Annotated in this window: 25 protein-coding genes and 1 riboswitch; of the genes, 11 read left to right on the top strand and 14 right to left on the bottom strand. The window is 50.9% G+C overall.

The features are described 5' to 3' along the window. Window positions 1-15: 15 nt before the first annotated feature. A complete protein-coding gene (locus NYE29_RS29895) occupies window positions 16-711 on the top strand; it encodes a pseudouridine synthase (protein ID WP_340898725.1) in 696 nt (231 codons plus the stop codon). 111 nt (window positions 712-822) lie between these two features. Here NYE29_RS29895 and NYE29_RS29890 read toward each other — a convergent pair whose 3' ends face one another. Then, entirely contained in the window at window positions 823-2,652 is a 1,830-nt protein-coding gene (locus tag NYE29_RS29890; RefSeq protein WP_340898724.1) for an ABC transporter ATP-binding protein, read from the bottom strand. Between the two features lie 33 nt (window positions 2,653-2,685). Then, window positions 2,686-3,141, bottom strand: coding sequence for a MarR family winged helix-turn-helix transcriptional regulator (locus NYE29_RS29885; RefSeq protein WP_340898723.1), 456 nt, complete (start codon window positions 3,139-3,141; stop codon window positions 2,686-2,688). A gap of 127 nt (window positions 3,142-3,268) precedes the next feature. On the opposite strand from NYE29_RS29885, the gene NYE29_RS29880 reads away from it, so the two are divergent. After that, window positions 3,269-3,814 carry a GNAT family N-acetyltransferase gene (locus NYE29_RS29880; protein ID WP_340898722.1) on the top strand — a complete coding sequence of 182 codons (546 nt, stop codon included), beginning with the start codon at window positions 3,269-3,271 and terminating at the stop codon, window positions 3,812-3,814. 107 nt (window positions 3,815-3,921) lie between these two features. Here the strand turns inward: NYE29_RS29880 and thiE are convergent, their stop codons facing one another. From thiE to NYE29_RS29850, 6 genes are all read right to left on the bottom strand, one after another. After that, window positions 3,922-4,581 carry a thiamine phosphate synthase gene (gene thiE, locus NYE29_RS29875; protein WP_340898721.1) on the bottom strand — a complete coding sequence of 220 codons (660 nt, stop codon included), beginning with the start codon at window positions 4,579-4,581 and terminating at the stop codon, window positions 3,922-3,924. Next, window positions 4,578-5,396 (bottom strand): bifunctional hydroxymethylpyrimidine kinase/phosphomethylpyrimidine kinase, encoded by an 819-nt coding sequence (thiD, locus tag NYE29_RS29870; protein ID WP_340898720.1) that lies wholly within the window; start codon window positions 5,394-5,396, stop codon window positions 4,578-4,580. The genes thiE and thiD overlap by 4 nt, the downstream gene beginning before the upstream one ends. 25 nt (window positions 5,397-5,421) lie before the next feature. Beyond that, window positions 5,422-6,219: a hydroxyethylthiazole kinase gene (gene thiM, locus NYE29_RS29865; protein ID WP_340898718.1), complete on the bottom strand. Its 798-nt coding sequence runs from the start codon at window positions 6,217-6,219 to the stop codon at window positions 5,422-5,424. A gap of 521 nt (window positions 6,220-6,740) precedes the next feature. Next, entirely contained in the window at window positions 6,741-7,799 is a 1,059-nt protein-coding gene (locus tag NYE29_RS29860) for an ABC transporter substrate-binding protein (protein WP_340898716.1), read from the bottom strand. Continuing rightward, the gene (locus NYE29_RS29855) at window positions 7,796-8,572 is read right to left on the bottom strand and encodes an ABC transporter permease (protein ID WP_340898715.1); all 777 of its coding nucleotides are present in this window, start codon (window positions 8,570-8,572) and stop codon (window positions 7,796-7,798) included. Before NYE29_RS29855 ends, NYE29_RS29860 begins: the two co-directional genes overlap by 4 nt. Next, window positions 8,553-9,317 carry an ABC transporter ATP-binding protein gene (locus NYE29_RS29850; protein ID WP_340898714.1) on the bottom strand — a complete coding sequence of 255 codons (765 nt, stop codon included), beginning with the start codon at window positions 9,315-9,317 and terminating at the stop codon, window positions 8,553-8,555. The genes NYE29_RS29855 and NYE29_RS29850 overlap by 20 nt, the downstream gene beginning before the upstream one ends. Window positions 9,318-9,468: 151 nt before the next feature. Then, a riboswitch (TPP riboswitch) is annotated at window positions 9,469-9,572 on the bottom strand. A 274-nt stretch (window positions 9,573-9,846) separates the two neighbouring features. Between NYE29_RS29850 and NYE29_RS29845 the strand changes: the two genes are divergently transcribed. From NYE29_RS29845 to NYE29_RS29835, 3 genes are read left to right on the top strand one after another with little or no spacing between them, the layout of a single operon-like run. Then, window positions 9,847-10,680 (top strand): amino acid ABC transporter substrate-binding protein, encoded by an 834-nt coding sequence (locus NYE29_RS29845; RefSeq protein ID WP_340898713.1) that lies wholly within the window; start codon window positions 9,847-9,849, stop codon window positions 10,678-10,680. Window positions 10,681-10,734: 54 nt separating this feature from the next. After that, window positions 10,735-11,403 carry an amino acid ABC transporter permease gene (locus NYE29_RS29840; RefSeq protein WP_340898712.1) on the top strand — a complete coding sequence of 223 codons (669 nt, stop codon included), beginning with the start codon at window positions 10,735-10,737 and terminating at the stop codon, window positions 11,401-11,403. Between the two features lie 12 nt (window positions 11,404-11,415). Further along, window positions 11,416-12,168, top strand: a complete 753-nt coding sequence (locus tag NYE29_RS29835; RefSeq protein ID WP_076111377.1) for an amino acid ABC transporter ATP-binding protein — start codon at window positions 11,416-11,418, stop codon at window positions 12,166-12,168. A 225-nt stretch (window positions 12,169-12,393) separates the two neighbouring features. Here the strand turns inward: NYE29_RS29835 and NYE29_RS29830 are convergent, their stop codons facing one another. The 3 genes from NYE29_RS29830 to NYE29_RS29820 form a co-directional block, all read right to left on the bottom strand. After that, window positions 12,394-13,068: an S-layer homology domain-containing protein gene (locus tag NYE29_RS29830; RefSeq protein ID WP_340898710.1), complete on the bottom strand. Its 675-nt coding sequence runs from the start codon at window positions 13,066-13,068 to the stop codon at window positions 12,394-12,396. Between the two features lie 114 nt (window positions 13,069-13,182). Next, window positions 13,183-13,758 (bottom strand): hypothetical protein, encoded by a 576-nt coding sequence (locus NYE29_RS29825; protein WP_340898709.1) that lies wholly within the window; start codon window positions 13,756-13,758, stop codon window positions 13,183-13,185. A gap of 79 nt (window positions 13,759-13,837) precedes the next feature. Continuing rightward, on the bottom strand, window positions 13,838-14,710 hold the full coding sequence (locus tag NYE29_RS29820) for an AraC family transcriptional regulator (RefSeq protein ID WP_340898708.1): 873 nt from the start codon (window positions 14,708-14,710) through the stop codon (window positions 13,838-13,840). 212 nt (window positions 14,711-14,922) lie between these two features. On the opposite strand from NYE29_RS29820, the gene NYE29_RS29815 reads away from it, so the two are divergent. Beyond that, window positions 14,923-15,393, top strand: coding sequence for a Fur family transcriptional regulator (locus tag NYE29_RS29815; protein ID WP_038590839.1), 471 nt, complete (start codon window positions 14,923-14,925; stop codon window positions 15,391-15,393). 98 nt (window positions 15,394-15,491) lie between these two features. Here NYE29_RS29815 and NYE29_RS29810 read toward each other — a convergent pair whose 3' ends face one another. Beyond that, window positions 15,492-16,037 carry a hypothetical protein gene (locus NYE29_RS29810; protein WP_340898707.1) on the bottom strand — a complete coding sequence of 182 codons (546 nt, stop codon included), beginning with the start codon at window positions 16,035-16,037 and terminating at the stop codon, window positions 15,492-15,494. 98 nt (window positions 16,038-16,135) lie between these two features. On the opposite strand from NYE29_RS29810, the gene NYE29_RS29805 reads away from it, so the two are divergent. Further along, window positions 16,136-16,726, top strand: coding sequence for a TetR/AcrR family transcriptional regulator (locus NYE29_RS29805; protein ID WP_076112697.1), 591 nt, complete (start codon window positions 16,136-16,138; stop codon window positions 16,724-16,726). Between the two features lie 56 nt (window positions 16,727-16,782). On the opposite strand, the gene NYE29_RS29800 is transcribed toward NYE29_RS29805, so the two are convergent. Next, window positions 16,783-17,463: a TIGR00266 family protein gene (locus NYE29_RS29800; RefSeq protein ID WP_076112698.1), complete on the bottom strand. Its 681-nt coding sequence runs from the start codon at window positions 17,461-17,463 to the stop codon at window positions 16,783-16,785. Window positions 17,464-17,894: 431 nt separating this feature from the next. Next, window positions 17,895-18,713 carry an AraC family transcriptional regulator gene (locus NYE29_RS29795; RefSeq protein WP_076112699.1) on the bottom strand — a complete coding sequence of 273 codons (819 nt, stop codon included), beginning with the start codon at window positions 18,711-18,713 and terminating at the stop codon, window positions 17,895-17,897. Window positions 18,714-19,022: 309 nt separating this feature from the next. On the opposite strand from NYE29_RS29795, the gene NYE29_RS29790 reads away from it, so the two are divergent. From NYE29_RS29790 to NYE29_RS29775, 4 genes are read left to right on the top strand one after another with little or no spacing between them, the layout of a single operon-like run. Further along, a complete protein-coding gene (locus NYE29_RS29790) occupies window positions 19,023-19,790 on the top strand; it encodes a sugar phosphate isomerase/epimerase family protein (RefSeq protein WP_076112700.1) in 768 nt (255 codons plus the stop codon). Then, complete coding sequence (locus NYE29_RS29785; RefSeq protein ID WP_340898706.1) at window positions 19,783-20,880, top strand: Gfo/Idh/MocA family protein; 1,098 nt, start codon at window positions 19,783-19,785, stop codon at window positions 20,878-20,880. Before NYE29_RS29790 ends, NYE29_RS29785 begins: the two co-directional genes overlap by 8 nt. Before the next feature lie 44 nt (window positions 20,881-20,924). Continuing rightward, a complete protein-coding gene (locus NYE29_RS29780) occupies window positions 20,925-21,995 on the top strand; it encodes a Gfo/Idh/MocA family protein (RefSeq protein WP_340898705.1) in 1,071 nt (356 codons plus the stop codon). Between the two features lie 41 nt (window positions 21,996-22,036). Further along, window positions 22,037-23,005, top strand: coding sequence for a sugar phosphate isomerase/epimerase family protein (locus NYE29_RS29775; protein WP_340898704.1), 969 nt, complete (start codon window positions 22,037-22,039; stop codon window positions 23,003-23,005). Window positions 23,006-23,009: the final 4 nt, after the last annotated feature.

Raw genomic sequence — 23,009 nt, 5'->3', positions numbered from 1 at the left:
GGAAGCGTGATCAGCATGAGAATTAATAAGTATATCAGCGAAACGGGTCTTTACTCGCGCAGAGAAACGAACCGGATGATCACCGCCGGGCGGATTTCTGTCAATGGAGAGGTATGTGAACCGGGTGCCACCGTAGAGCCGGGGGATGTTGTAGCGATTGATGGACAGACCGTAACCCCCAGCAAGGAGAAACCTGTATATCTGGCACTCAATAAGCCTGTTGGGATCACTTGTACCGCTGCGCGGCAGGTGGAGGGCAATATTATAGATTTTGTCGGTTATCCCTCACGGATCTTTGCTGTCGGCCGTCTGGACAAACATTCCGAAGGTCTGATCCTGATGACCAATGACGGAGAAATCGTGAACACCATGATGCGTTCGGAGAATGGACACGAGAAGGAATACAGGGTAACTGTGGATAAACCGGTGAGTGAAACCTTCCTGCAGGACATGTCCTCCGGTGTCGCGATTCTGGGAACGGTGACCACACCCTGCGTGACCTATGCGGTTAGTGAATTTGAGTTCGGAATCATTTTGACCCAAGGGCTGAACCTGCAAATTCGCCGCATGTGCAAAGAGCTGGGCTACAGAGTGCTTAGACTGGAGCGGATACGGATTATGAATATTAGTCTGAACGGACTGGAACGGGGACATTGGAGACATTTGGGCGAGGAGGAGCGGGAGGAGCTTTTTTTTCGGTTGAACGGATAAGCAACAGCTGAATGCAGGCAAAAAAATCCGCATCAGAACGCTACTCTCAGCGGGCTGTGCGGATTTTTGAAAATATAAATACTTTTACGCTTCCACTTGAATCAGGGATCATCACGACAGTATCTTCGGTTCAAATTGCTTGTTATACAAATCCCTATAGACCCCGTCATTCTTCAGCAGCGAGTCATGTGTGCCTTCTTCGACGATCGAACCGGCCTTAACCACCAGAATCGTATCAGCGGCCATAATCGTGGACAGCCGATGGGCGATGACAAGGCTGGTCTTGTTCAGGAGCAGCACATGCATGGCCTGCTGAATGTAGTATTCCGACACCGTATCGAGCGAGGATGTGGCCTCATCCATGATGATAATCGGCGGATTTTTGAGCAGCACTCGGGCAATGGAGATTCGCTGCTTTTCACCGCCGGACAGTTTGATGCCCCGGTTACCCACAACGGTATCATAACCCTCAGGCAATTCCATAATAAAATCATGAATATAAGCGGATCTGCAGGCATCCATGATCTCTGCTTCGCTGGCCTCTGGATTTGCGTACAGCAAATTTTCCTTGATCGTTCCGTTGAACAGATAGGTATCCTGCGTCACCAGACCAATCTGGGAGCGAAGCGAGTCCAGGGTGAAATCGCGGATATCCTTGCCGCCGATGGTGATCGCACCGGAATCAAGCTCATAGAGGCGCGGGATGAGGTTCGTGATCGTTGTTTTGCCGGCACCGCTGGGCCCGACGAGGGCGGTTAAGGTTCCGGCAGCAGCAGTGAAAGATATATGGCGGAGCGCCGGTTTATCCTGCTGATAAGCGAAGTTTACGTCACGGAATTCGATGTCTTTCCCGGAAGCGTTGATGTGCAGGGCAAGCGGAGAATCAACAATCTGTGGATCCATGTCAAAATAATCAAAGATCCGCTCGAAAAGCGCTGCGGAGCGTTTAATATCGACATACAAATTCGTCATTTGCAAGACCGGCCCGTACAGTCTGCCGAGTAAGGCGACAAAAGTGATGATTGTACCGACTGTTAGCTCACCTTGGATGAACAGATATCCGCCATACAAGTAGATCAACAGCGGTCCAATGCTGGTAAAGGTGGAGAGGACCATCATGAACCAGCGCCCGGCCATTGATTGGCGGATTTGCAGGTGTGTAGCTTCTGCATTAATCGTTTTGAAATTTGTATATTCCGCTTCTTCTTTGGTGAACAGCTTCATTAACAAATAGCCGCTGATACTTAACGTTTCCTCAATGACTTCATTCTGTTCGGAGAATTTCTCCTGTGTCTTTTTAGCCAGCTTCCAGCTCAAATTGCCCATTTTGCGGGTAGGCAGTATGAATAGAGGAATAACAAAAATTCCAAGTAGCGTCAGCTTCCAGTTCATAATAAAGAGCGTCACCGCAGTGGTGACAAGGATAAATAAATTGCTGGCAAAATTAACAATCGTGTTGCTGAACACACCTTGAATTCCCGAGATATCGCTAGTCATCCGGGTGATGACTTCCCCCTGTTTGACACCGGAGTAGAACTGCAGCGGCATCCGTTGGAGATGACTGTACATCTGGTTTTTCATATCATGGACGATATTTTGCGATATAAAAGAATTCAAATAATTTTGCAGCACTCCCAGCAGTCCCGAGACAACGGTTGCGCCTAGTGAAGCCAGGACCAGCAACAACAGCAGATGCAGATTTTTGTCCGGCAGCGCCTGGTCGATAATATGCTGGATCAGGATTGGCGGCAAAAGCCCCAGTACTGCAGAAACACATAATACGATCATAACCAGCAGCGTTTGCTTCCAGTAGGGAAGAAAATACTTAGAAATCCGCAGCAGAAGCTGCTTGGAAATCTTCGGATGCAGCTCATCATCAAATTTTAGCTTGCCATGCCCAGGCCCGCCACCAAATCCTGCTGCACCAAAACCTCTTGACATTACACATCACCAGCTTTGTGTGGAATTTTGTTGTTAAGTCTCTTGCTCCTGTGCCTGTGCCAGCTTGTCGAGCAGTTGTCTGTTCATCCGCAGGAGGGTGTCAATCTCTTCCCCGGAAAACTGCTCCAGTGCCGATCCCAGTACTTTATAGGAAAAAGCCTCCTCGTTATATCGCTTGCACAGCTCTTCTCCGGCAGGAGTAATATACAGTTTGGTTTCTCTGCGGTCCTGTTCGGAAATGACCCGGGTGACCAAATTTTTCTCTGCCAGAGCATCAATGTGAGTGCTTACCCGGCTCTTGGCATAAACGAGCCGTTCGGTAACTTCCTTCTGTGATTGGCCCGGGTTGTCTTGAATGGAGTTCAGGATGCCGATCTGATGCACCGTCAGCCCCAGCTTTGCTGCACTTTGGTGTGCAAGCTTCTTGAGCTGGCGGGACACCGCGAAAAAGGAATGATAAACCTCACTCGTCTGCTGCGGATCAATCATATGTACGGACCCCCTTTGCTGAATATAGTTACGTTTGTGAACAGTTTACAAAGTAAACTAATAATACACCTGAAACAGCGGGATGTAAATGCTATAATTTACCTACCACTGTATAAAGGAGTAAAGCATGAACATTGACCAAAAAGGTTTTGAGGTAAAAGGCTTAAGCTACATCATCAGATCCGCCGACCCAGCAGATTCCGCGAAATTATCGCAATTAAGGCTGCAGATTGACGGCGAAACCGAAAACATGGACAGAGTTCAGGGTGAGGGGGTTATCGACACTTCAGGCTTTGAACAATTGATCGCCCGGGATACGGAAGATAACAGAAACTTATTTTTAGTGGCGGAAGCTGAAGGCGAAATTGTCGCATTTTCGAGATGTGAGGGGAACCATCTTACAAGATTCTCGCACAAAGTGGAATTCGGAATCTGTGCAGCGCGGGAGTATTGGGGGTTTGGCATCGGGAAACATCTTTTGGAACAGTCGCTTGCTTGGGCAGACGCGAACGGAATCACTAAGATCGTATTGTATGTATTGGAAACAAACGAAAAAGCTGTGCAGCTGTATAAAAAGTTCGGATTTGAAATCGAAGGGGTCATCACGAAGGACCGGATTCTTTCTGACGGCAACTACTATAACACGATAGTTATGGGAAGGTTTAAGTTATAAGTTTCACCAATAAAAAAACGCAGAGCCGTCTGTTACGGTATCTGCGTTTTTTGTAATGGGCAGCTCTTTAAGTTAGCTTTACTCTATTCGAAAAAAATCGGGTGCAGTCATGTATACCGTATGATCTGCAACAAATTCTTTGCAGCTGCGCTAACGTCATACGCCCGGGCAATGGCTGAGATGACGGATACTCCATCGGCTCCGGCTCCGATAACCGGCTGGGCATTACCCGGCGTAATTCCGCCAATGCCGACCAGCGGGATGGTAAGGCCGCAGCGCCGCAGCTCTTCAATGACCCGGGTGCCTTGCACGGCCTCGGCATCGTCTTTGGAGGAGGTCGGGTAGACCGGGCCAACTCCAAGGTAGTCTGCGCCATCGGCGATGGCCTGCCGGGCTTCATGCTGTGTATGGGCAGAGACGCCGATGATCTTGTGATCACCTAGCCGCTGACGGATGGAGCGGGCCGGCTCATCCTCTTGTCCCACATGGACACCGCCGGCGTCAAGCGCGATTGCCAGCTCAATATCATCGTTCACGATGAAGGGGATACGATGCTCGCGGCATATCTGCTGAAGTTGTTTGGCCAGATTGAATGCTGCTGTTCCGGTCAGTGCCCCGGGGCCTTTTTCCCGGAACTGGAACAGCGTAATTCCGCCTTCAATGGCCTGTGTCAATGTGACTGCTGGTGAGATCCGGCAGTTGACACTGCCCATTATAAAGTACAGCTTTAGGAGCTTGCGCATGTCTTCGCTGTCGATTCTCTTCATCTCACATTTCCCCGCATTCTGTTGCCATAAGCAAAATGATTTGTCGGCCCATGTCCCGCTCCAATACCAAGACAGTCTTCGATGGCCGCCTGGATAAAAGCTTTCGCGGTATGGACCGCTTCCTTAACGGTGTTGCCCTGTGCCAATCCGGCCGCCGCTGCCGCAGAGAAGGTGCAGCCCGTTCCATGGGTGTGCCGCGTGGAAATGCGCGGGCTTTCCAGATAGATAAACTCGTTTCCGTCATACAACAGATCGAGGACTCCGGTGGTTCCGTCATCATGGCCACCCTTTAGAACAACAAAGCGGGCGCCCATGGAATGGATGAGCACCGCCGCCCGTTCACGTTCCGCCAAGCCGGAAATCTTCATCCCGGTCAAGTTTTCTGCTTCCGGTATATTAGGTGTTGCCACCAGGGAGAGCGGCAGCAATTCGGTAATCAGCGCCTGCACGGCTTCCTGCTGCAGCAGCGGTGAACCGCCTTTAGCGATCATAACCGGGTCAACCACCAGCTTATCCCAGCCATACTGGCGTACCTTCCCGGCAACGGCGCGGATGATTTCACCGCTAAAAAGCATGCCGGTCTTGACCGCATCCGGCTGCAGATCGCTTCCGACGGAATCAAGCTGTGCGGTGACAGCTTCTGCTCCGAGCGGGTATACTCCTTGTACTCCGAGAGTATTCTGTGCAGTCACAGCGGTAAGTGCCGACATGCCGTACACGCCAAGCTCCTGGAAAGTTTTCAGATCGGCCTGGATGCCTGCACCGCCGCCGCTGTCGGAGCCGGCGATTGTCAGCGCTTTGAATACTTTTGTCATGTAGTCCACTCCTTTACCGCAAGCATTATAGTGTGAGCAGCTGTACCCGTGCTCTCTCCTTGTAGGTGTCCGGAGTGACCAGGGCCAGCTGGTTGAGGAATTCAATTTGGAAGGCGCCGGGGCCTTTAAAAGCTGTCCGTTCGGCTGCGATCTCGGCAGCGACACCATAGAAGGAGAGCGCCTCGGCAGCCGCTTCCAGCCATGACCCGCCGCTGACCGCCAGAAAAGCTCCGACTACGGCGCTGAGCAAGCAGCCCGTACCGGTGACTTTGGTCAGGATGGGATCACCGTTGCTGACGACGTAGGTGCTGATGCCGTCGGTAATTACATCATCTTTCCCGGTAATGATGACCACACATTCCAGCTTTCGTGCCGCTTTATTCGCCAAAGCGATGACATCGCCATCGCCCGCACCGGCGTCAACGCCCTTGATGGCCCAGCTTTCCCCGGCAACATGGGCCACCTCAGCAACATTACCGCGCAGGGCGGTAATGCGCAGCTCCTGGACCAGCTTATGCGTGACCTCAGTGCGGTAGGCGGTAGCACCGGCTCCAACCGGGTCCAGTACCAGCGGTACCTTATGGCGCCCAGCCGCTTGTCCGGCCAGCACCATCGAGGTGATGGCATGCTCGTTCAGCGTGCCGATGTTAAGCACGACAGCTCCCGACATCGCGGCGATGTCCGCGACCTCCTCATGGGCATCGGCCATGAAGGGCGAAGCGCCCAGGGCCAACAGCCCGTTGGCGGTAAAGTTGGCCACCACAATGTTGGTGATGTTGTGCACGAGCGGATTGGCTTCACGTACTTTAGCTAAATAACTCATTATTAGTCCTCCTCAAAGTTTTGTTACAGCGCATGTCTGTTCTCATACATCTCATCTCTCTGTGCGTTAGCGAGGTACATTCTATTGCACTTTCTACAGCAGACGGCCCCTAAATCTCAGCCGCAAAACAGCTTCTATTGCACTCTATACAGCAGAATCTAGCAGAAAAGGGGCTTTTGCTCGGAAATGCAGAAATCTACTGCATGAAATACAGCAGAATGCGGATCACCGCAGAGAAATGAGCAATCTGCTGCACAAAATACACTCATCCAAAAAATGCCCTTTAGAAATTAACCTAACACTGCTAATTCTAGATTCAGCCTACATACATCTAATAGAACCGCATTCACAGTATCCAGATAACGCTGTTGCGTAAGCTTTTGAGTGAAAATAATGCACAAAAATAATGGTCCCGCTAACACTGGATTAGTCCCATAAAGAATGGTCCACGATACAAGTCCCATACATAAGTCCAGTCCCCATACATGAATCTCTAAACTTCGGCCCTTAGAACTTAGCTCCTACAGATTAACAAAAGCTTCCTTACTGTCCGATTCTCCGCTCAACAGTCCGTTCTCGGACAGCCACGTGTGCACGTTCTCCCAGGATTTCTCCTCCTGCTGTCCAAAAGGCAGTTTTCCTGCATCCATCAGCGGCAGAAGGATTTCCAGACTTTTTGTCTCGATTGCTTGGTCGAGCGGGGCGGTAGCGTCTTCGTGTGCAAACAATATTTCAAGTGCCTGCTGAGGCTGCTCCTGTACGAATTGCTGTCCTTTGCGTGCCGCATTCATGAACTTCCGGTAGTCATCCTCCGAATCCAACAAGCCCTGTTCACTGGCAACAAGTACAAGCTCATAATAGTCCGGCACTCCGTAGTCCGTCGGATCGAATGAAGTGACGGGGTGGCCTTCTTTTTCCAATATCAATGCCTCATGATTTATAAATCCGCCGATAATGCCGTCTGTGCGTCCGGTAGAAAGGGCAGGAATAAGATCGAATCCAACATCAATCAGGTTCAGTGAAGCCGGATCGCCTCCGTCGTATTTGACCATTGTCCGGAGCATCGCTTCATACAGGGGAATGGAGGAGTATCCGGCATTTTTGCCTGTGAGTTTTTTCGGGCCGGTTATCGCGCTCTCTGCGGGGACCAGAAGATGATTGAGCGGATGCCTTACGAGCGCTGCGACAGATTTTACAGGTATTCCTTCACTGCGCGCCATTAGTACCTGTGGTTGGTAGCTGAGAGCCAGATCAGCTTTGCCTGCGGCTACAAGCTTCAAAGCATCATTGCTGTCCGCCGGCATTTGAATGTCCACCTCCAGCCCTTCTTCGGCAAAATAGCCATTCTGCTGAGCAGCATACAGGAAGGAATGAACTGCGTTCGGATACCAGTCGAGCATTATAGTCAGCTTGTGCGGATTGCCGCTGGAATTCTCTGAAGAAGCGGCGGAGGTATCCGGGTCTTTTGCGCTGGCGCAGCCGCTTAAGAGGGTAAGCAGGCATAACAACAATAAGTATGGAATAAGGCGGTGTGTTTTCTTATGTGTGGAATGATTGCGATATAGCTCAGGATGGGTCATCGGTAAAATCCTCTTTTCTGCAAAATGAGTTTTTCGAGCACAGCGATACTGAGAAACAAGGCTACACCCAAAACGGACAGCAGCAATACGGCGGCGAACATTTCTGCACTTTGCAGATTGCCGGCCATCCGGCGGCTGAAATAACCAAGCCCCCGGCTGCCGCCCAGCCATTCCCCGATCGTCGCTCCGATCACACAGTAGACGATGGACAGCTTAAGTCCGGAGAAAAAGGAGGGCAGCGCCAGCGGAATCTGCGTCTTACGCAATATCTGCCAACGGTTTGCCCCAAGCGTCAGGAGCAGGTCTCTGTACAGGCTGCCGCTATGCCGCAGGCCGTCATAGACGGCTACCACAACCGGGAAAAAGGCAGTCAGAAAGACGACAGCAACCTTGCCCCACAGGGTATAGCCGAACCACATAATAAAAATAGGTGAGAGCGCGATCAGCGGAATGGTCTGGCTGATAATCAGCATGGGATAAAGTGCTTTGGCGAGCGGAGCGAACATATGCATGCCGGTACCCAGCAGTGTTCCGCAAACAACCGAGAGGGCAAACCCGATCAGTGACTCCTGCAACGTGGCGGGCAAATGCTCTCCGAACAGCAGTCCCCGCTTTTCAATCAGCGCTGTCCAAATTGCACTTGGCGCCGGGAGAATAAATGAAGGGATCATGTTCAGCTGTGCTGTGATCTCCCATGCCGCAATAAGCAGCACCACAAGCAGTAGAAAGGGGCCATAAGTCCGCAGCTGTTTCTTATACCATAGAGCTCTCATGCAATCTACTCTCCAAATCCTCCCGCAGGGCAACAAACTGCGGTTCATAATTCATTTTGTAATGTCTGGGTCTCGGCAAAGTGACGATTAGCTCCTGCAGCCCGCCGCCAGAGCCGCCGGTCATCAAATAAATCCGGTCGCTGAGCAGCAGCGCTTCTTCAAGATCATGAGTGATGAACAGAACGGATTTATCCAGCCCGCCCCACAGCTCCAGCAGCCAGCGGTGCATCTCCCGTTTGGTGATCGCGTCCAGCGCTCCAAACGGCTCGTCAAGCAGCAGCAGTTCGTTGCCTGCAGCTAGTGTGCGCAGCAGGGCGACCCGCTGGCGCATCCCGCCGGACAGCTCCTGCGGATAAGCATTTTCCTTGCCGGAAAGACCAAAGCCGTCCAGCATTCCGCGGATCCGGGCGAGTGCCTCGTGCCGGCTAGAGTCCTGCTTAAGCTCCCAGGGAAGCAGGCAATTGTCCAGCACGGTCCTCCAAGGCAGCAGCAGGTCCTGCTGCGGCATATAAGCGATCTGTCCAAGCCGCGAGCATGTCGAAGGAGAGCAGCGTCCATGTACGGTTATTTCACCGCCGGACGGCTCGAGCAGGCCGGCAATAATTTTGAACAGTGTGCTTTTCCCGCAGCCGCTGGCTCCAACAACGGAAATGAATTCGCCTTGGCGGACGGTCATTGAAAGACCGGAGAATACCGGATTTCTAGTCGCTGCAAACGAATAAGTCAGGTTGGTTATAGTGAGCATATTGGAATATGGAAACCTCCTGCGGGTGTAGTTTGTATGACGATACTTGCCGGATCGGCGGCAACAGCAAACACAAGAAAGACCCATTCATTTCCGGAGGAAATAAATGGGTCTGAACGTCACAGTCAGTTAGCTTAGTGCGGCTCCGCTGAACAATTCTGCTCCACTTCCCTCCGCTGGTATGATCCAGATCAGGTTCCAAGGGTCCGGAGCTTAAAGCTCCGTCTCAGTCGGCCGACTCCCCTAGTGAAATAACAGGTCAATATTGAATTTGCAATTGCTAATTAATATACCATATCCCGGCAGTTTGTAAAGAGAAGCAGTCGCTCACATTGCTGCAGTCCGGTTATGAACAGCGTGATCATACCGGCGGAAATCGCCTCTTTGCTGGAGCCGTACCGTTTCGGCTGGCATAAGTAGAGGTCTGACTGAAGATGCAAAAAACTTGATGAAGCAGCGGTGCTTTTGGGCAAGATAAGCAAGTGTCCATGCAGTGAAAAATAGAGGGATTTTGAAAGGGGTTCATGTGATGAAGAAGCTTAGTCTGACTATCCTGCTGCTGCTAACTCTGCTGCCGGCAGGGGCATGCGGCAATAATAACAATACAGCGCCTGCGGCTACTGCCGCGCCCACAGAAGGAGCGGCGGCTCCGGCCGGGCAGAACTCACTGGAAGCTGTTAAAGCGAGTGGCAAGCTGCGTATTGGTACGGAGGGGACATATGCTCCGTTTACTTTTCATGATGCAGAGGGCAAGCTTACCGGTTTTGATGTGGAGATTGCGAAGGAGATTACGAAACGGCTGGGGGTGGAACCCGAATTTATAGAAACCCAATGGGATGGCCTGTTTGCCGGCATGGATGCAGAACGTTTCGATACGATATTCAACGAGGTTTCGATCACGGATGAACGCAAGGTGAAATATGATTTCTCTGAGCCGTATATCGTCTCCAAGGGCGTGCTGATCGTGCGCGAGGATAACCAGAATATTACAGCCTTCGCGGATCTTAAAGGCAAGAAGGCAGGTCAATCGCTGACCAGCAACCTGTCCGATATCGCCCGGGAGAACGGTGCAGAGATCGTCGCTGTGGATGGCTTCAACCAGGCCATAGACCTGCTGACCTCGGGCCGGATTGATGCGACCGTAAATGACGGCTTGTCCTATCTCGACTTAAAGAAGCAAAAACCAGATGCAAAGATCAAACAGGTGGATGAAACGGCTGAGGGATCGAAAAGTGCGGCAGTTTTCCTCAAAGGAAACGAAGAGCTGGTTAATGCCGTCAGCGATGCACTGGCTGAAATGAAGAGCGATGGAACCTATCTGAAAATATCGGAGAAATACTTTGGGGCGGATGTGTCCAAATAACAAATGGAGCTGGCGCGAAGATGCAGCCGAGTGTCCAAAAAGGATGTCTGAACGATGGATGACCGGAAAATTGGGATTTTCATGGATTCACTGCTACCCCTGTTTAAAGCGGGGGTGGCTTATACCCTTCCGCTGGCGCTTGTTTCCTTTGCGCTTGGATTGCTGCTGGCTGTTCTTGCCGCGCTGTTCCGTCTCTCCTCATGGAGAATCCCGAAGCTGATCGCCCGGTTCTACGTCTGGGTAATCCGCGGGACACCGCTGCTGGTGCAGCTCTTTATTATCTTTTATGGACTTCCGGCGGCAGGGATTGTGCTGGATCCTTTTATTGCCGCTGTAATCGGTTTTACACTCAGTGTTGGAGCCTATTCTTCGGAAATTGTCCGGGCAGCCATCCTGTCCATACATAAAGGCCAATGGGAAGCTGCCTTTTCCGTCGGAATGAGCCGGGGGCAGGCACTGCGGCGGATTATTCTGCCTCAGGCGGCGCGTGTATCGGTTCCGCCCTTGTCGAACTCTTTTATCAGTCTCGTAAAGGACACCTCCCTGGCGGCAAGCATTACGTACGTTGAGATGTTCAAAACAGCGCAGCAGATCACGGCGACCACCTACGAACCGCTGCTGCTCTATAGTGAGGCTGCATTATTCTACCTGCTGTTCTGCTCCGTACTGTCCGCGCTGCAAAATGTCCTGGAACAGCGGTTTGACCGTTATTCGGCGAGATAAGGAGGAAAGCACTTGATTGAAATTCGCGGCCTGCATAAATCCTTCGGTTCGCTACAGGTGTTAAAAGGTATCGACCTCAGCATGGAGCATGGCAAGGTTCTGGTGATTATCGGGCCCTCCGGCTCCGGCAAAACAACGCTGCTTCGCTGCTTTAATCTGCTGGAAATACCGGATCAGGGCAGCCTGTCGCTGGGGGAATTAAACCTTGAATTTACGCAAAACAGGAAAATTCCGCATAAGACACTGATGGCCCTACGCCAAAAAACAGGGATGGTCTTTCAGTCCTACAACCTGTTTCCGCATATGACTGCGCTTGGCAATGTAATGGAGGGGCAGGTTACTGTACAGAAACGCAGCAAGGAGGAAGCTAAGCAGCGGGGGTTAGAGCTGCTGGCCAAGGTAGGCCTCAGTGATAAAGCGGAGGCTTACCCTCATCAGCTGTCCGGCGGCCAGCAGCAGCGTGTGGCTATTGCCCGGGCGATGGCGGTCGATCCCGAAGTGCTGCTGTTCGATGAGCCCACTTCAGCGCTCGATCCTGAACTGGTGGGCGAGGTGCTGAAGGTCATCAAGCAGCTTGCGGCTGAAGGCATGACAATGGTGATCGTCACCCATGAGATGAAGTTTGCTGCCGATGTGGCCGACCGGATCATCCTGATGGACAACGGTGTGATCCTGGAACAGGGAACTCCGCAGCAGGTACTGGAGCAGACGGAGAATCCGCGGGCCCTGCAGTTTCTGAACCGGCTGAGCGGCGATGATTTGTGAGTCGCAGTGTATCCAAGCTGCGTGGAACAAGTAAAGGCAGTCCAGGGGGAGACCCGGACTGCCTTTACTTGTATTTAGTTCAAATATAAGAATTTATATGTTTCACACGATAACTTATCCTTCTATTTCTCGCTGAAACGGTACCGTCCTTAAAAAGGACGGCAAAGCCGTTTCCACTTGATCTCATGATGCGCAAGGAAGCGCCTGAGATGCGGTCAATAGTATTTAGTTCTGTGTGGATGCATCATTGACTGAATTCAGATACTCCAGTGCATTGTACAGCATAACAGCCGCTTCGGCGCGGGTGAGCTCGCTTTTCGGATTAAACTTGCCATTTGCATCAAGCGTGTTGATCTTGTATTTCAGCGAACGCTGTATGCTGCCTTGGTAGGAAGGCTCCAGTGCAGCTTCGTCAGCGATATCTACAGGAACAATATTGATCAGTGGCAGATTGCCAACCTTCTCCACGGCCTGAACGAGCAGGTTGGTGAACATCTCCTTAGTAATTAGCTTGGAAGGATCGATATCTGCAGGAATATCAACGTCGTTGTAATGGGCGTTGACGAATGCTTCCGCATACCAGGTTTTATCTTTTACCTTGGAGAATATAGCGCTGGCCAGAGGAGCCTTGTTGAAATCAATGGCAGCCAGACTGAGTTGAAGTCCACCAGTGATAAACTGCACGCCTTGTGCTGTGGTCACTTTGGCGCCGGGCAGAAACTGGGTATCGGAGATGCCTTTTATGAGACCTTGTTCCTTTAGGGAGTTGATCTTGGACTTTCCGGATACGTTGTCAATATCTTTAAAGCTGCTGCCAGCAGCAAACATCTGTCCTCCCAGCGAGAAGGAGAGAAGTGATACGGTTGTTATCACTGCAAAAGCACTTTTTTTCAGTTTCATGGAGATTCCACCTCTATAGTAGGGTAGGCCGCTTGGCCATTATCAACTCCTTTGACGTTATTGTTGGGGAGAAGGTTGCAGACAATTTAATTTTAAATGGCTGTGTCTGCGTTTTCACATCACTTCCTGAAACATCAGGTTGCGGTAAGGATACTTACTGAGGCTGCTCTTGAACAATAGAGCGGCACCATACTCCTCTATCGTGACGGATTTCAGTGAACTTGCTTTAACGAATCTGCGAACCAGCTTGTTAACGGCGGTCCTGTCGTTGCGCCGGATTGCGGCGGCAAAGCTTTCGGCATAACTGCGGCTTCTGGCCAGCTTCCGGTAAAACGGGAGTACAGCTGCGGCAATCCTGCGGTGCATCCTTGCATTAAAAGTAAATTGTACGGTACCCGGCGGGATCGTCGTCCCGTTTGTATAGAAGGATACCGGCAGCGGAAAGGGGAAGGTAATAAAGTAGCCGATGCCGTTTGTGCCGTAATTCTCCACAGAAGCCAGAGTAGGAATCTTTGCGAGCAGTTTGCCCATAAGACTAAGGTCTGCGTTAACGATGGCGCTTGACCATTGCGCGGCAAAGCTGCCGCTTCCGGCTATCTTCCGGTAGAACGGCAGCATGGCCGCAGCAACTTTGCGAAGAATGGAGCCAGTCACAAGGGGTCTTGCTGTAGGTGCGATTGCATTTGCCATCCGGACCCTCCTCATATCAATAAAATAATCCCTCAATATAAGGTATGGAAGCCGGGCCTATTTCGGATTGGGCAGACGTTTAATCTACAGGAATATAAATAGTTATTCGCATATTATCGGGATACGATGACTTCAACACATCCGTAATTTCAAAGTCCGGCCCCTCCCGCCGTTCATAATTGGTGTTCGGCAGCCAGGTTCCGTAGATATAGTCTCGGGTTGACTGGGTCAACCCGGCTGGGCCATGGGCCTTGAACATGGCATAGTTTCCTGCCGGGATATCGAATTGGACATAAGCTTCCGCTGGAACTTCCGCTGTATCCGCTACCGCTTCACCGATGATAAATGAGAAGTCTCCGTTCTCCTGATAGTGGCAGGCGATGCCGTAGGACATCCCCGGTGACTGTTTTTCCGGAATAGCCATGAACCGCCCGTTTCTTCCAAAGTCATCATAGAATCCGGGAATATCCTTGTAATGCGCGTCTTCATTTAGATTCGTTTTGTACTCTACGCCGATAATCTTTGTTCCTTCCCAGTGGATCAGAGTTGGTTTGTCCATTTTGTGTACATCTCCTTTGGTTTTTTTTTGGAGTTCCAGAAAATTGATGACAGGCTGTCCTTGGATAACGTCTGCAGTTTTGCGGTATTTACCGGGCGTCAGGCCGGTAAAGCTTTGAAAAGCCCGGGTGAACGCTTCCTGGGACTGGTACTGAAGACACAGGGCGATTTGCAGTACGCTTTCGTTGCTTCCACGCAGGCGGTTAGCCGCCTCGGACAATCTTCGTTTGCGAATGTACTCGTTGACAGTGAAGCCGGAGATTGCCAGGAACATCCGCTGGAAATGAAATGCCGAGAAATAAGCCCGGGCGGCAATCTCCGCAATCCGCAGTTCCTCCTGCAGATGTTCTTCAATGTAGTCGAGCGACTGCTGGATTCTGAAGTAATAGTCCATCGGCGTCATTCCTTTGCGCGTTAATTACAGCTTTAATTATGCGGGATATGTTGAAATGTTTTTTGATTCATTGTGCGGAAATTCGGCGGGTGATGTTATAATCATGTCATAGACTTTTCATTTATGGTCAATTTTGTTATGCTTATATCGTAACGATTACTAATTATAAGTACAAGATATAAGGAAATTCTTGCGGAAAGGCGGGAGAAGCCATGAACCCAATTGCAAATATCAGCCAACAGTTTGCTGCGCAAAACTATAAATTGACGCCCCAGCGTGAGGCTATCGTGAAGGTGCTGCTTGATAATGAGGAAGAGCATTTAAGTGTGGAAGAGGTATACATGCGTGTGAAAACCAGTTATCCTCATTTGGGGCTGGCAACGGTATACCGGACTTTGGAGCTGCTATGTGAGCTGCATATTGTAGAAAAGATGAATTTCGGCGATGGCGTGGCCCGTTATGATCTGCGGGATGATCATGCCCACATGCATCATCATCTGATCTGCAATGTGTGCGGAAGGCTGGAAGAAATCAAGGAAGACTGGCTGCTGGAGCTGGAAAGACGGCTGGAAGTGGAGTACGGATTTAAAGTCACCGATCACAGGCTCGACTTCAAAGGCACTTACAAGACATGCAAGCAGAACGGCTGTAAGGCGGACAAGCAAAAACAGGCGGTATCCTAAGGTTTCTGAAGATTAATATTGGGCTTAAAAAAGACGCAGAGCTCTGGCAGCCTGCGTCTTTAGGTGTATCATACTTTGGAAATATATACTTATAATGGTTATTTCTCTGCAGTGCCTTTAGCCTGCTTGGGCCAGAAAGTGTAGCTAAAACTTATAAGGGCATCAATCCCTACAATAATTGCCCAGACTTTTAACGTTTCGAACAGATTCTCTGTTCGAGAAGAATCACCAGTCACAACAATCATACCGTACATCACAAGTGCGCCAATGGCAAAAGCGAGCAGATGAAGCAGCCAGCCGATTCTTTCATTGCGTGCATGTGCAGTGCCGTGTTTTGGCTTGGGAGCAGGTTTTGGACCTCCGGCAAAACGGTAAGCAAACCGTTCATCCGCCCATTTGATCATCCGGTGGCCCCATGCGATGGATACACCGATATAAATGGCGGAAAGACTATGCATGAATGTGGCTTCCGCGCCATTTCTCAGGTCAATTACCGCAACGGCGATGAGCACCAGATCAATCAGCGGAGTGCAGAACAGCAATATGGCTCCTATCTGCTTCTTGCGGAGGATATAACGGAAGGTCAGCCCCGCCAGGACAAACACCCAAAAGGCGATCTCACAGCCAATAATAAATAACGCCATCTTCGTATTTTCCTCCTAAATAGTACAAATGTATTAAATCAATTGCTGTAAGTTTAGCATGGATGACCTTATAAATTCAACTGTGATATAATTGCCTTATGCCAAAAATAGTGAATCATGAGGAACGGCGCCAACAGTTAGCCGAGGCCGCCTGGCGAATTATCCGCCGGGAAGGGATGGAGGCAGTCTCCGTCAGGAGTGTAGCGAGCGAGGCCGACATGTCTTTGGGATCGCTGCGCCATTATTTTGCCACCCAATCAGAATTGCTTGCCTTCTCCATGAAGATGGTGTCGGATCGGGTCAACGCGCGTATGGAAGCTATGGAATTTACGGATCATCCACTGCAGGACATCGAGCGGTTTATCCGTGAGCTGATGCCGCTGGATGAAGAACGGAGTGTGGAGGCCGAAGTCTGGCTGGCATTTTCCGTAAAGGCTGTTACAGACCCTGAGCTGCAGGTGCTGAAACAGGAGGTACATAACGCTATGTATGATGGCTTTAACCAAGCCATTGAATATCTCGCGGCCCGGGGATTGCTTAAGGAGGGATTGGACCTGAGGGCCGAAGCCATGGCGCTGCATGCCTTGGTGGACGGGCTGGTGCTGCATCATATCAGCCAGCCGGAGCAAGTAACCCAGAAAGACCTCAGCACGCTTGTAACCTACCATTTGCGGGGTTTGCTTCAATAACACAAACAAGCTGCCTTGGAATTATGGCAGCTTGTTTGTGTTATTATTTCTCCGGCTTAAGGCCGGTTTGGCACGAACGATTTGATCCATGTTCCGAAGCTTCCCGGATTGCGGGTCTGCACCAGCACCACGCCCTCGCCGCGGAATCTGCAGACGAGAGCTTCACCGCTGGTCAAGCTGTTCAGCCAGCCGGAGGCGGCTTTTTCCACCTTGTAGTCCATATAATCCGGCCAAGCCACCAGGTGCCCGTTGTCGATAATTACTTCCTCGCCAGGTGCGAGGTTAATCGCATGAATCGCCCCGAAGGAGGAGAGGAACACCGTTCCGCTGCCGCTGATTTCTATGATGAAGAATCCTTCGCCGGAGAACAGGCCGCGGGTCAGGTTCTGCATTTTGGTGTTGACCTGAATACCATGGGTTCCCGCGAGGAAGCCGTCCTTCTGAACATACAGCTTGTACGACCCGTCAAGCTCAATCGCCTGGATATCGCCGATTGCACCGGGGGAGAGCAACACTTCGCTTTGACCCCGTGTGGCTGTAAGCTCCTGGAAGAAGAATTTTTCCCCGCTCAGCATCCGGCCGAGTCCGCGCATCAAACCGCCGTCTACCGTACCTCTGATCTCAACATTCGGCGACATGGCGACCATCGCGCCCATTTCCGCCTTGACACTTTCACCCGGGTTCAAATGCACCTTGAGCATGGCAAAAGCGCCATCATACAATACATCGTATTTCATTGATTTCTCCTCCGATTCTGCCTAGCTTTTATAACGGAATTCCTGTAAAACAAGGATACTGTATTATACCATTATCTGGTCTGCAAGCTTCTAGATTTAAGCGGGTACCAGATTTTTATAATTAACTATACCGGGAAATCAGGTCGTGAATATGTTAAAATTAAAGTATCGGCAGACGGCTTGCCGGTCATAACGATACAAAAGGAGTGTTGCTGCTATGGCACGCACGAAAACACAAAAAGCTTTGCTCAAGGCAGAACGCGCCGGAACATGGTGCGCCGCAAGAAACCGGAGAACAAATGATGACTACAGCGCAATCTCCCAGCATGTACGTCTTACACCCAGCAAACAACAGCAATTGAATAAGATCAAACACAAGGAGCAGATCTTTCGGGATGGTGCTCCTTTGCATTTATACGGGGCCTCATCATTTAAGTCTGTGCCCTGCTGTGTATCCGGTATTGTTTTGGCGACATGCCAAACCGGCTGCGGAACACGCGGTGAAAGTAAGTATAGTTGGCAAAACCGCAGGTTTCGGAGACATGCTCCAGCGGCATCGGACTGAAGGTGATCCGTTCCCGCGCCATTTCCAGCCGGACGTCATTTACATATTTCACTATGCTGGTGCCAAAAGCTTCTTTAAAGAGATGCACCGCGCGGGAGACAGAAATGTCGACGTGGCTGGCCACATCCTCGAGCCGAAAAGAAATAGCGGCATGTTCCTCCACATATTGCTTCATCCGGTAGGCAAGATAACCTTTAGGCGAGATCACCGGCTGTTCGGTCATCAGTCTATCAATCTCCATACATAAAATCTGCAGATAACACGCTGAAATCTCTGGTGAGGAGTCGGAGAGCCTGCGCTGCTCCAGCACAAGCTGGCGGAATAAGCCGAGAAAATAATCGCTGCGCGGCAAGCGGAGAAGGGCAGGACGCTGTGTGCGTGTCCACCATTCCTCGATCCAGGGGCCGCCGCAAAAAATATGGTAATCCCCGCTTTCAATCCGCGGTTTGCCAACAGGGTAGTTCTCTTTGTCGATGCTTAAATAGTAAGGATCATCCGGGGCGAAGAGCATGAGGTCTCCGGTCTCCACTGTGGAGATGACACCGTCAATCCGCGTCCGGCTGCGCCCCTCCGTCTGCAATCGCAGGAGATAATTCTGGAGGCCTTCATTGAGTGACGAATGGAAAGGCTTGCGGTGAAAAGAGAATCCCGCGGAAAATACGTGGCAGGCAGCAGCAGATGTCATGAGTCCTCCTGGGTTGTTGAAATGATAAGCAGATTGTTCATGTTTTAATCATATTATTCATTTTATTATATACGCTTTCATATTACCATGTAGCTAAGCAAAAACATATAAATGATGCGAAGGAGGCTGTATGGCGGCTCTGGAAGCTACATAAGCAGGCGTGGGGTTCAGAAGGCGCAGGAAATAGATATAAAGGACATTTTTGTATAACAGCCCTTTTGTTCAGGTGATTTCCATAGTGTGGCCGAAGCGGGTACGCCGTTTTGAATAACGCAAGTTAACTCTACATCGACTAGGAGTGAGGAAAGAATGCTGAAGATTGGATTACAGTTGTATACACTGAGAGCAGAGCTGGAGCAGGATTTCGAAGGAACGCTGCGCAAGGTGGCTGAGCTGGGATATGCGGGAGTGGAATTTTACGACTTTTTCGGCCGGACAGCAGAGGAAGTAAAGGGACTGCTTCAGGAAACGGGATTGGTTGCTCTCGGAGCACATCGTCCATATGATGCCATGCTGAACGATACGGAGCAGGAAATCAGCTTTAATCTTGAGATCGGCAACCGGAACCTGATTGTGCCTTTCTTGACTGAGGAACAGCGTAACTGGGAAGAGGTTGTTGCTAATTTCCGCATAATCGGAGAGAAGTGCAAAGCAAGAGGAGCGGTTTTTGCTTATCATAATCATGATTTTGAATTCACGGAGCATTTTGGAGAGCGCACCGCATTTGACGGTATCTTCGAAGAGGTTCCTGCTGAGCTGCTTCAGGTGGAAATGGACACCTGCTGGGTGTACTACGGCGGTTATGACCCTGCTCAGTATATTCACAAATATGCCGGCCGTTTGCCGCTTATCCACTTAAAGGATATGAAGAAGCTCGAAGATGGCTCGGCAGAGACTGTTGTATTGGGCGAAGGTGAAGTGAATCTTACCGCGATTCTGGAGGCTGCTGATGCGGCTGGAGTGGAATGGGCTGTAGTGGAACAGGATTATTGCAGCCGTCCGGCGCTGGAAAGTGTTGCGGACAGTATGAAATGGGTTAGAGGCTATGCCAATCAAGGGGGAAAAGTTCATGTCTAACAAACTTAAAATTGCTATTATCGGTTGCGGTGGTATCGCAAACGGCAAACATATGCCAAGCCTATCCCGTCAACAGAATGCTGAAATGGTAGCATTCTGCGATATCGTGGAAGAACGTGCTCAGGAGGCCGCCAAAATCTATGGTGCCGAAGGTGCAGTTGTCTATACGGATTTCCGTGAGTTGCTTGCAGCGGGCGGATTTGATATCGTGCATGTATGTACACCTAATGACAGCCACTCTGAAATTACGGTTGCGGCGCTTGAAGCCGGCAACCATGTCATGTGCGAAAAGCCGATGGCCAAGACAACGGCGCAGGCGCAGGACATGCTGGATGCTGCCCGCCGCACCGGCAAGAAGCTGTCAATCGCGTATCAGAACCGCTTCCGTGCAGATAGTGAATACCTGAAGGGAATGTGCGTAAGCGGGGAGCTGGGCGATATTTATTATGGCCGTGCCATTGCGCTGCGCCGCCGCGCCGTTCCGACCTGGGGGGTATTTCTGGATGAAGAGAAGCAGGGCGGAGGCCCGCTGATAGATATCGGAACGCATGCCCTGGATCTGACACTCTGGCTGATGGACAATTATAAACCTCGTGTAGTGGTCGGTTCTACCTTCCACAAGCTGGGTCAGCGTAAAAATGCCGCAAATGCGTTCGGTCCATGGGATCCTGAACAATTTAAGGTTGAAGACTCCGCCTTCGGCTTTATTACAATGGAGAACGGGGCAACCATCGTGCTGGAATCAAGCTGGGCACTGAATGTCGCTGAATTCGGTGAAGCGAAGACGCTGCTTGCAGGCACCGAAGGCGGTGCGGATATGAAAGACGGCCTGCGCATTAACGGAGAGCGCGCCGGACGCCTGTATGAAACAAAGGTGGACCTGTCTTCCGGCGGCGTTGCTTTCTACAGCGGGTCTGCAGAGACCGAGGCTGACCGCGAAGCCCGCTTGTGGCTTGAGGCGGTTATTGAAGACAAGGACCCGGTCGTCAAGCCTGAACAAGCGTTTGTCGTGACGCAGATTCTGGAAGCTGTTTATGAATCCGCACGCACTGGCCGTGCAGTCTATTTTGACGGAAGTTCTGACAACTAAGAGAATTTAACACGGATACAATAAGAAAAGCAGGAGTGGAATCCATGAGTTCAAACAAACATTCTGTGGTTATTGTCGGCTATGGTGGAATGGGAAGTTATCATGCACAATTGATCGGTGAGAATGAGCGCCTGGAAGTCGCAGGTACGTTCGACTTACTGGAAGTACGGCGCGAAGCGTCAGTAGAAGCAGGTTACAAAGCTTATGCCAGCTATGAGGAAGTGCTTGCTGACCCGGTTGTCGAGGTGGTTCTGATTGCAACCCCGAACGATGTCCATAAAGAAATAGCCATCCGTGCGCTCCAAGCCGGCAAGCATGTCGTCTGTGAGAAGCCGGTAGCAATGTCCTCTGCTGAGTTTAAGGAGATGACTGCGGCGGCCGATGGAGCCGGACGCGTGCTGATGGTTCATCAGAACAGACGCTGGGATGAGGATTTTCGCGTGATCAAGCAAATGTACGAGACGGAAACGATTGGAGCACTGTTCCAGATTGAGTCCCGCGTACATGGAGCCAATGGCATTCCCGGCGACTGGCGCCATGTGAAGGAGCAGGGTGGCGGTATGTTGCTCGACTGGGGCGTACATCTGCTGGACCAGTTGCTGTTTATGATCGACAGTAAAGTGATCAGCGTGACCAGCACGCTGAGCTATATTCTCGGCAATGATGTCGATGACGGATTTGAAGCGGTGCTGCAATTCGCAAATGGCATCAAGGCGATCGTTGAGGTCGGCACGACCAACTTCATCACATTGCCAAGATGGTATGTGAAAGGGATTGAAGGTTCAGCAGTAATCGAAGACTGGTCGCTGACCGGAAGAATTGTTACCCGCAACAATGAAAGTGAACACCGGGAGCCCACGCCGATCCGTGCCGGTGTCGGCTTGACCAAGACGATGGCACCGCCTTCAGAAGGCTCGACCATTACCGAAGCGCTGCCGCCGGCAGCAGAGCTTGCGGACGGTTTCTACAACAATTTTGTCGCTGTAATTGAAGGTACGGCTGAGCCTATCGTCAAGAATGCGGAAGTGCTGCGTGTGCAGAATCTGATTGAAGCGATTTTCGAGGCTGCGGAGAGCAATGAAATTATTAAGGATTTTGATATCTACGGGGTTTAAATAACGAACATGACTTATTATCTATGGGAGGCGTCAGGGCAATGAAACTTGGTGTATTTATGGTGCTTTTCGGCGGTCGCAAGCTTGAGGATGCGCTGGATTATGTAGTTTCCAAAGGACTTAAGGCAGTGGAGATCGGCACCGGCGGCAACCCGGGCAACAGCCATTGTGATCCGAAGCTGCTGCTTGAGAATGAAACGGCGCTGAAGGAATTTAAGCATGCGGTGCAGTCTCGCGGCCTGATGATCAGTGCGTTAAGCTGCCACGGCAATCCGCTGCATCCGCAGAAAGAGCTGGCACGCAAGGACCACGAAGATTTCGTGAACTCTGTTAAACTGGCGCAAAAACTCGGGGTTCAGGTGGTAAACACCTTCTCGGGCTGCCCGGGCGACCATGAGGATGCCAAATACCCCAACTGGCCGGTTGCTCCATGGCCGAACGATTATCAGGAAATTCTGGCTTGGCAGTGGGAGAATAAAGTTATTCCTTACTGGAAGGAAATGGGCGCGTTCGCAACACAGCATGACGTCAAGATTGGCTTGGAGCTGCACGGAGGGTTTTCCGTGCATACGCCAGCGACATTGCTGCGCCTGAGAGAAGCTGCAGGTGAAGCTATCGGAGCCAACCTTGATCCCAGCCATATGTGGTGGCAAGGCATTGATCCGGTGCAGGCCATTCATATTCTCGGCCGTCAGGGCGCGATTCATCACTTCCACGCCAAGGATACCGTGATTGATCCGGTAAATGTGAATATGTACGGATTGACCGATATGCAGTCGTATACCAATATGCTTGACCGTGCTTGGCAATTCCGTTCAGTCGGTTATGGACATGACGTGAAGGTCTGGGCAGATATCATCAGTGCCCTTCGCTTGGTTGGTTATGATTATGTAGTCAGTATCGAACACGAAGATGGACTGATGTCCATCGAAGAAGGGTTCTCCAAAGCGGTAGACAATCTTCGCCAAGTGCTGATTGAAGAGCCGCTTGCTGATATGTGGTGGGTGTAAATAC

Origin of the sequence: Paenibacillus sp. FSL M7-1046, assembly GCF_038007405.1 — a bacterium.
Classification (GTDB): Bacteria; Bacillota; Bacilli; order Paenibacillales; family Paenibacillaceae; genus Paenibacillus_AQ.
This window is presented reverse-complemented; position numbering and strand designations above follow the sequence as displayed.

Coding starts and splice junctions, on each gene's coding strand:
- NYE29_RS29775 (WP_340898704.1), top strand. CDS start 22,037: ATGAAACTTGGTGTATTTATGGTGCTTTTCGGCGGTCGCAAGCTTGAG.
- NYE29_RS29795 (WP_076112699.1), bottom strand. CDS start 18,713: ATGACATCTGCTGCTGCCTGCCACGTATTTTCCGCGGGATTCTCTTTT.
- NYE29_RS29850 (WP_340898714.1), bottom strand. CDS start 9,317: ATGCTCACTATAACCAACCTGACTTATTCGTTTGCAGCGACTAGAAAT.
- NYE29_RS29885 (WP_340898723.1), bottom strand. CDS start 3,141: ATGATTGATCCGCAGCAGACGAGTGAGGTTTATCATTCCTTTTTCGCG.
- NYE29_RS29780 (WP_340898705.1), top strand. CDS start 20,925: ATGAGTTCAAACAAACATTCTGTGGTTATTGTCGGCTATGGTGGAATG.
- NYE29_RS29860 (WP_340898716.1), bottom strand. CDS start 7,799: ATGACCCATCCTGAGCTATATCGCAATCATTCCACACATAAGAAAACA.
- NYE29_RS29805 (WP_076112697.1), top strand. CDS start 16,136: ATGCCAAAAATAGTGAATCATGAGGAACGGCGCCAACAGTTAGCCGAG.
- NYE29_RS29880 (WP_340898722.1), top strand. CDS start 3,269: ATGAACATTGACCAAAAAGGTTTTGAGGTAAAAGGCTTAAGCTACATC.
- NYE29_RS29820 (WP_340898708.1), bottom strand. CDS start 14,710: ATGGACTATTACTTCAGAATCCAGCAGTCGCTCGACTACATTGAAGAA.
- NYE29_RS29825 (WP_340898709.1), bottom strand. CDS start 13,758: ATGGCAAATGCAATCGCACCTACAGCAAGACCCCTTGTGACTGGCTCC.
- thiE (WP_340898721.1), bottom strand. CDS start 4,581: ATGAAGAGAATCGACAGCGAAGACATGCGCAAGCTCCTAAAGCTGTAC.
- NYE29_RS29810 (WP_340898707.1), bottom strand. CDS start 16,037: ATGGCGTTATTTATTATTGGCTGTGAGATCGCCTTTTGGGTGTTTGTC.
- NYE29_RS29815 (WP_038590839.1), top strand. CDS start 14,923: ATGAACCCAATTGCAAATATCAGCCAACAGTTTGCTGCGCAAAACTAT.
- NYE29_RS29790 (WP_076112700.1), top strand. CDS start 19,023: ATGCTGAAGATTGGATTACAGTTGTATACACTGAGAGCAGAGCTGGAG.
- NYE29_RS29890 (WP_340898724.1), bottom strand. CDS start 2,652: ATGTCAAGAGGTTTTGGTGCAGCAGGATTTGGTGGCGGGCCTGGGCAT.
- NYE29_RS29855 (WP_340898715.1), bottom strand. CDS start 8,572: ATGAGAGCTCTATGGTATAAGAAACAGCTGCGGACTTATGGCCCCTTT.
- NYE29_RS29830 (WP_340898710.1), bottom strand. CDS start 13,068: ATGAAACTGAAAAAAAGTGCTTTTGCAGTGATAACAACCGTATCACTT.
- thiD (WP_340898720.1), bottom strand. CDS start 5,396: ATGACAAAAGTATTCAAAGCGCTGACAATCGCCGGCTCCGACAGCGGC.
- NYE29_RS29840 (WP_340898712.1), top strand. CDS start 10,735: ATGGATGACCGGAAAATTGGGATTTTCATGGATTCACTGCTACCCCTG.
- thiM (WP_340898718.1), bottom strand. CDS start 6,219: ATGAGTTATTTAGCTAAAGTACGTGAAGCCAATCCGCTCGTGCACAAC.
- NYE29_RS29785 (WP_340898706.1), top strand. CDS start 19,783: ATGTCTAACAAACTTAAAATTGCTATTATCGGTTGCGGTGGTATCGCA.
- NYE29_RS29800 (WP_076112698.1), bottom strand. CDS start 17,463: ATGAAATACGATGTATTGTATGATGGCGCTTTTGCCATGCTCAAGGTG.
- NYE29_RS29895 (WP_340898725.1), top strand. CDS start 16: ATGAGAATTAATAAGTATATCAGCGAAACGGGTCTTTACTCGCGCAGA.
- NYE29_RS29845 (WP_340898713.1), top strand. CDS start 9,847: ATGAAGAAGCTTAGTCTGACTATCCTGCTGCTGCTAACTCTGCTGCCG.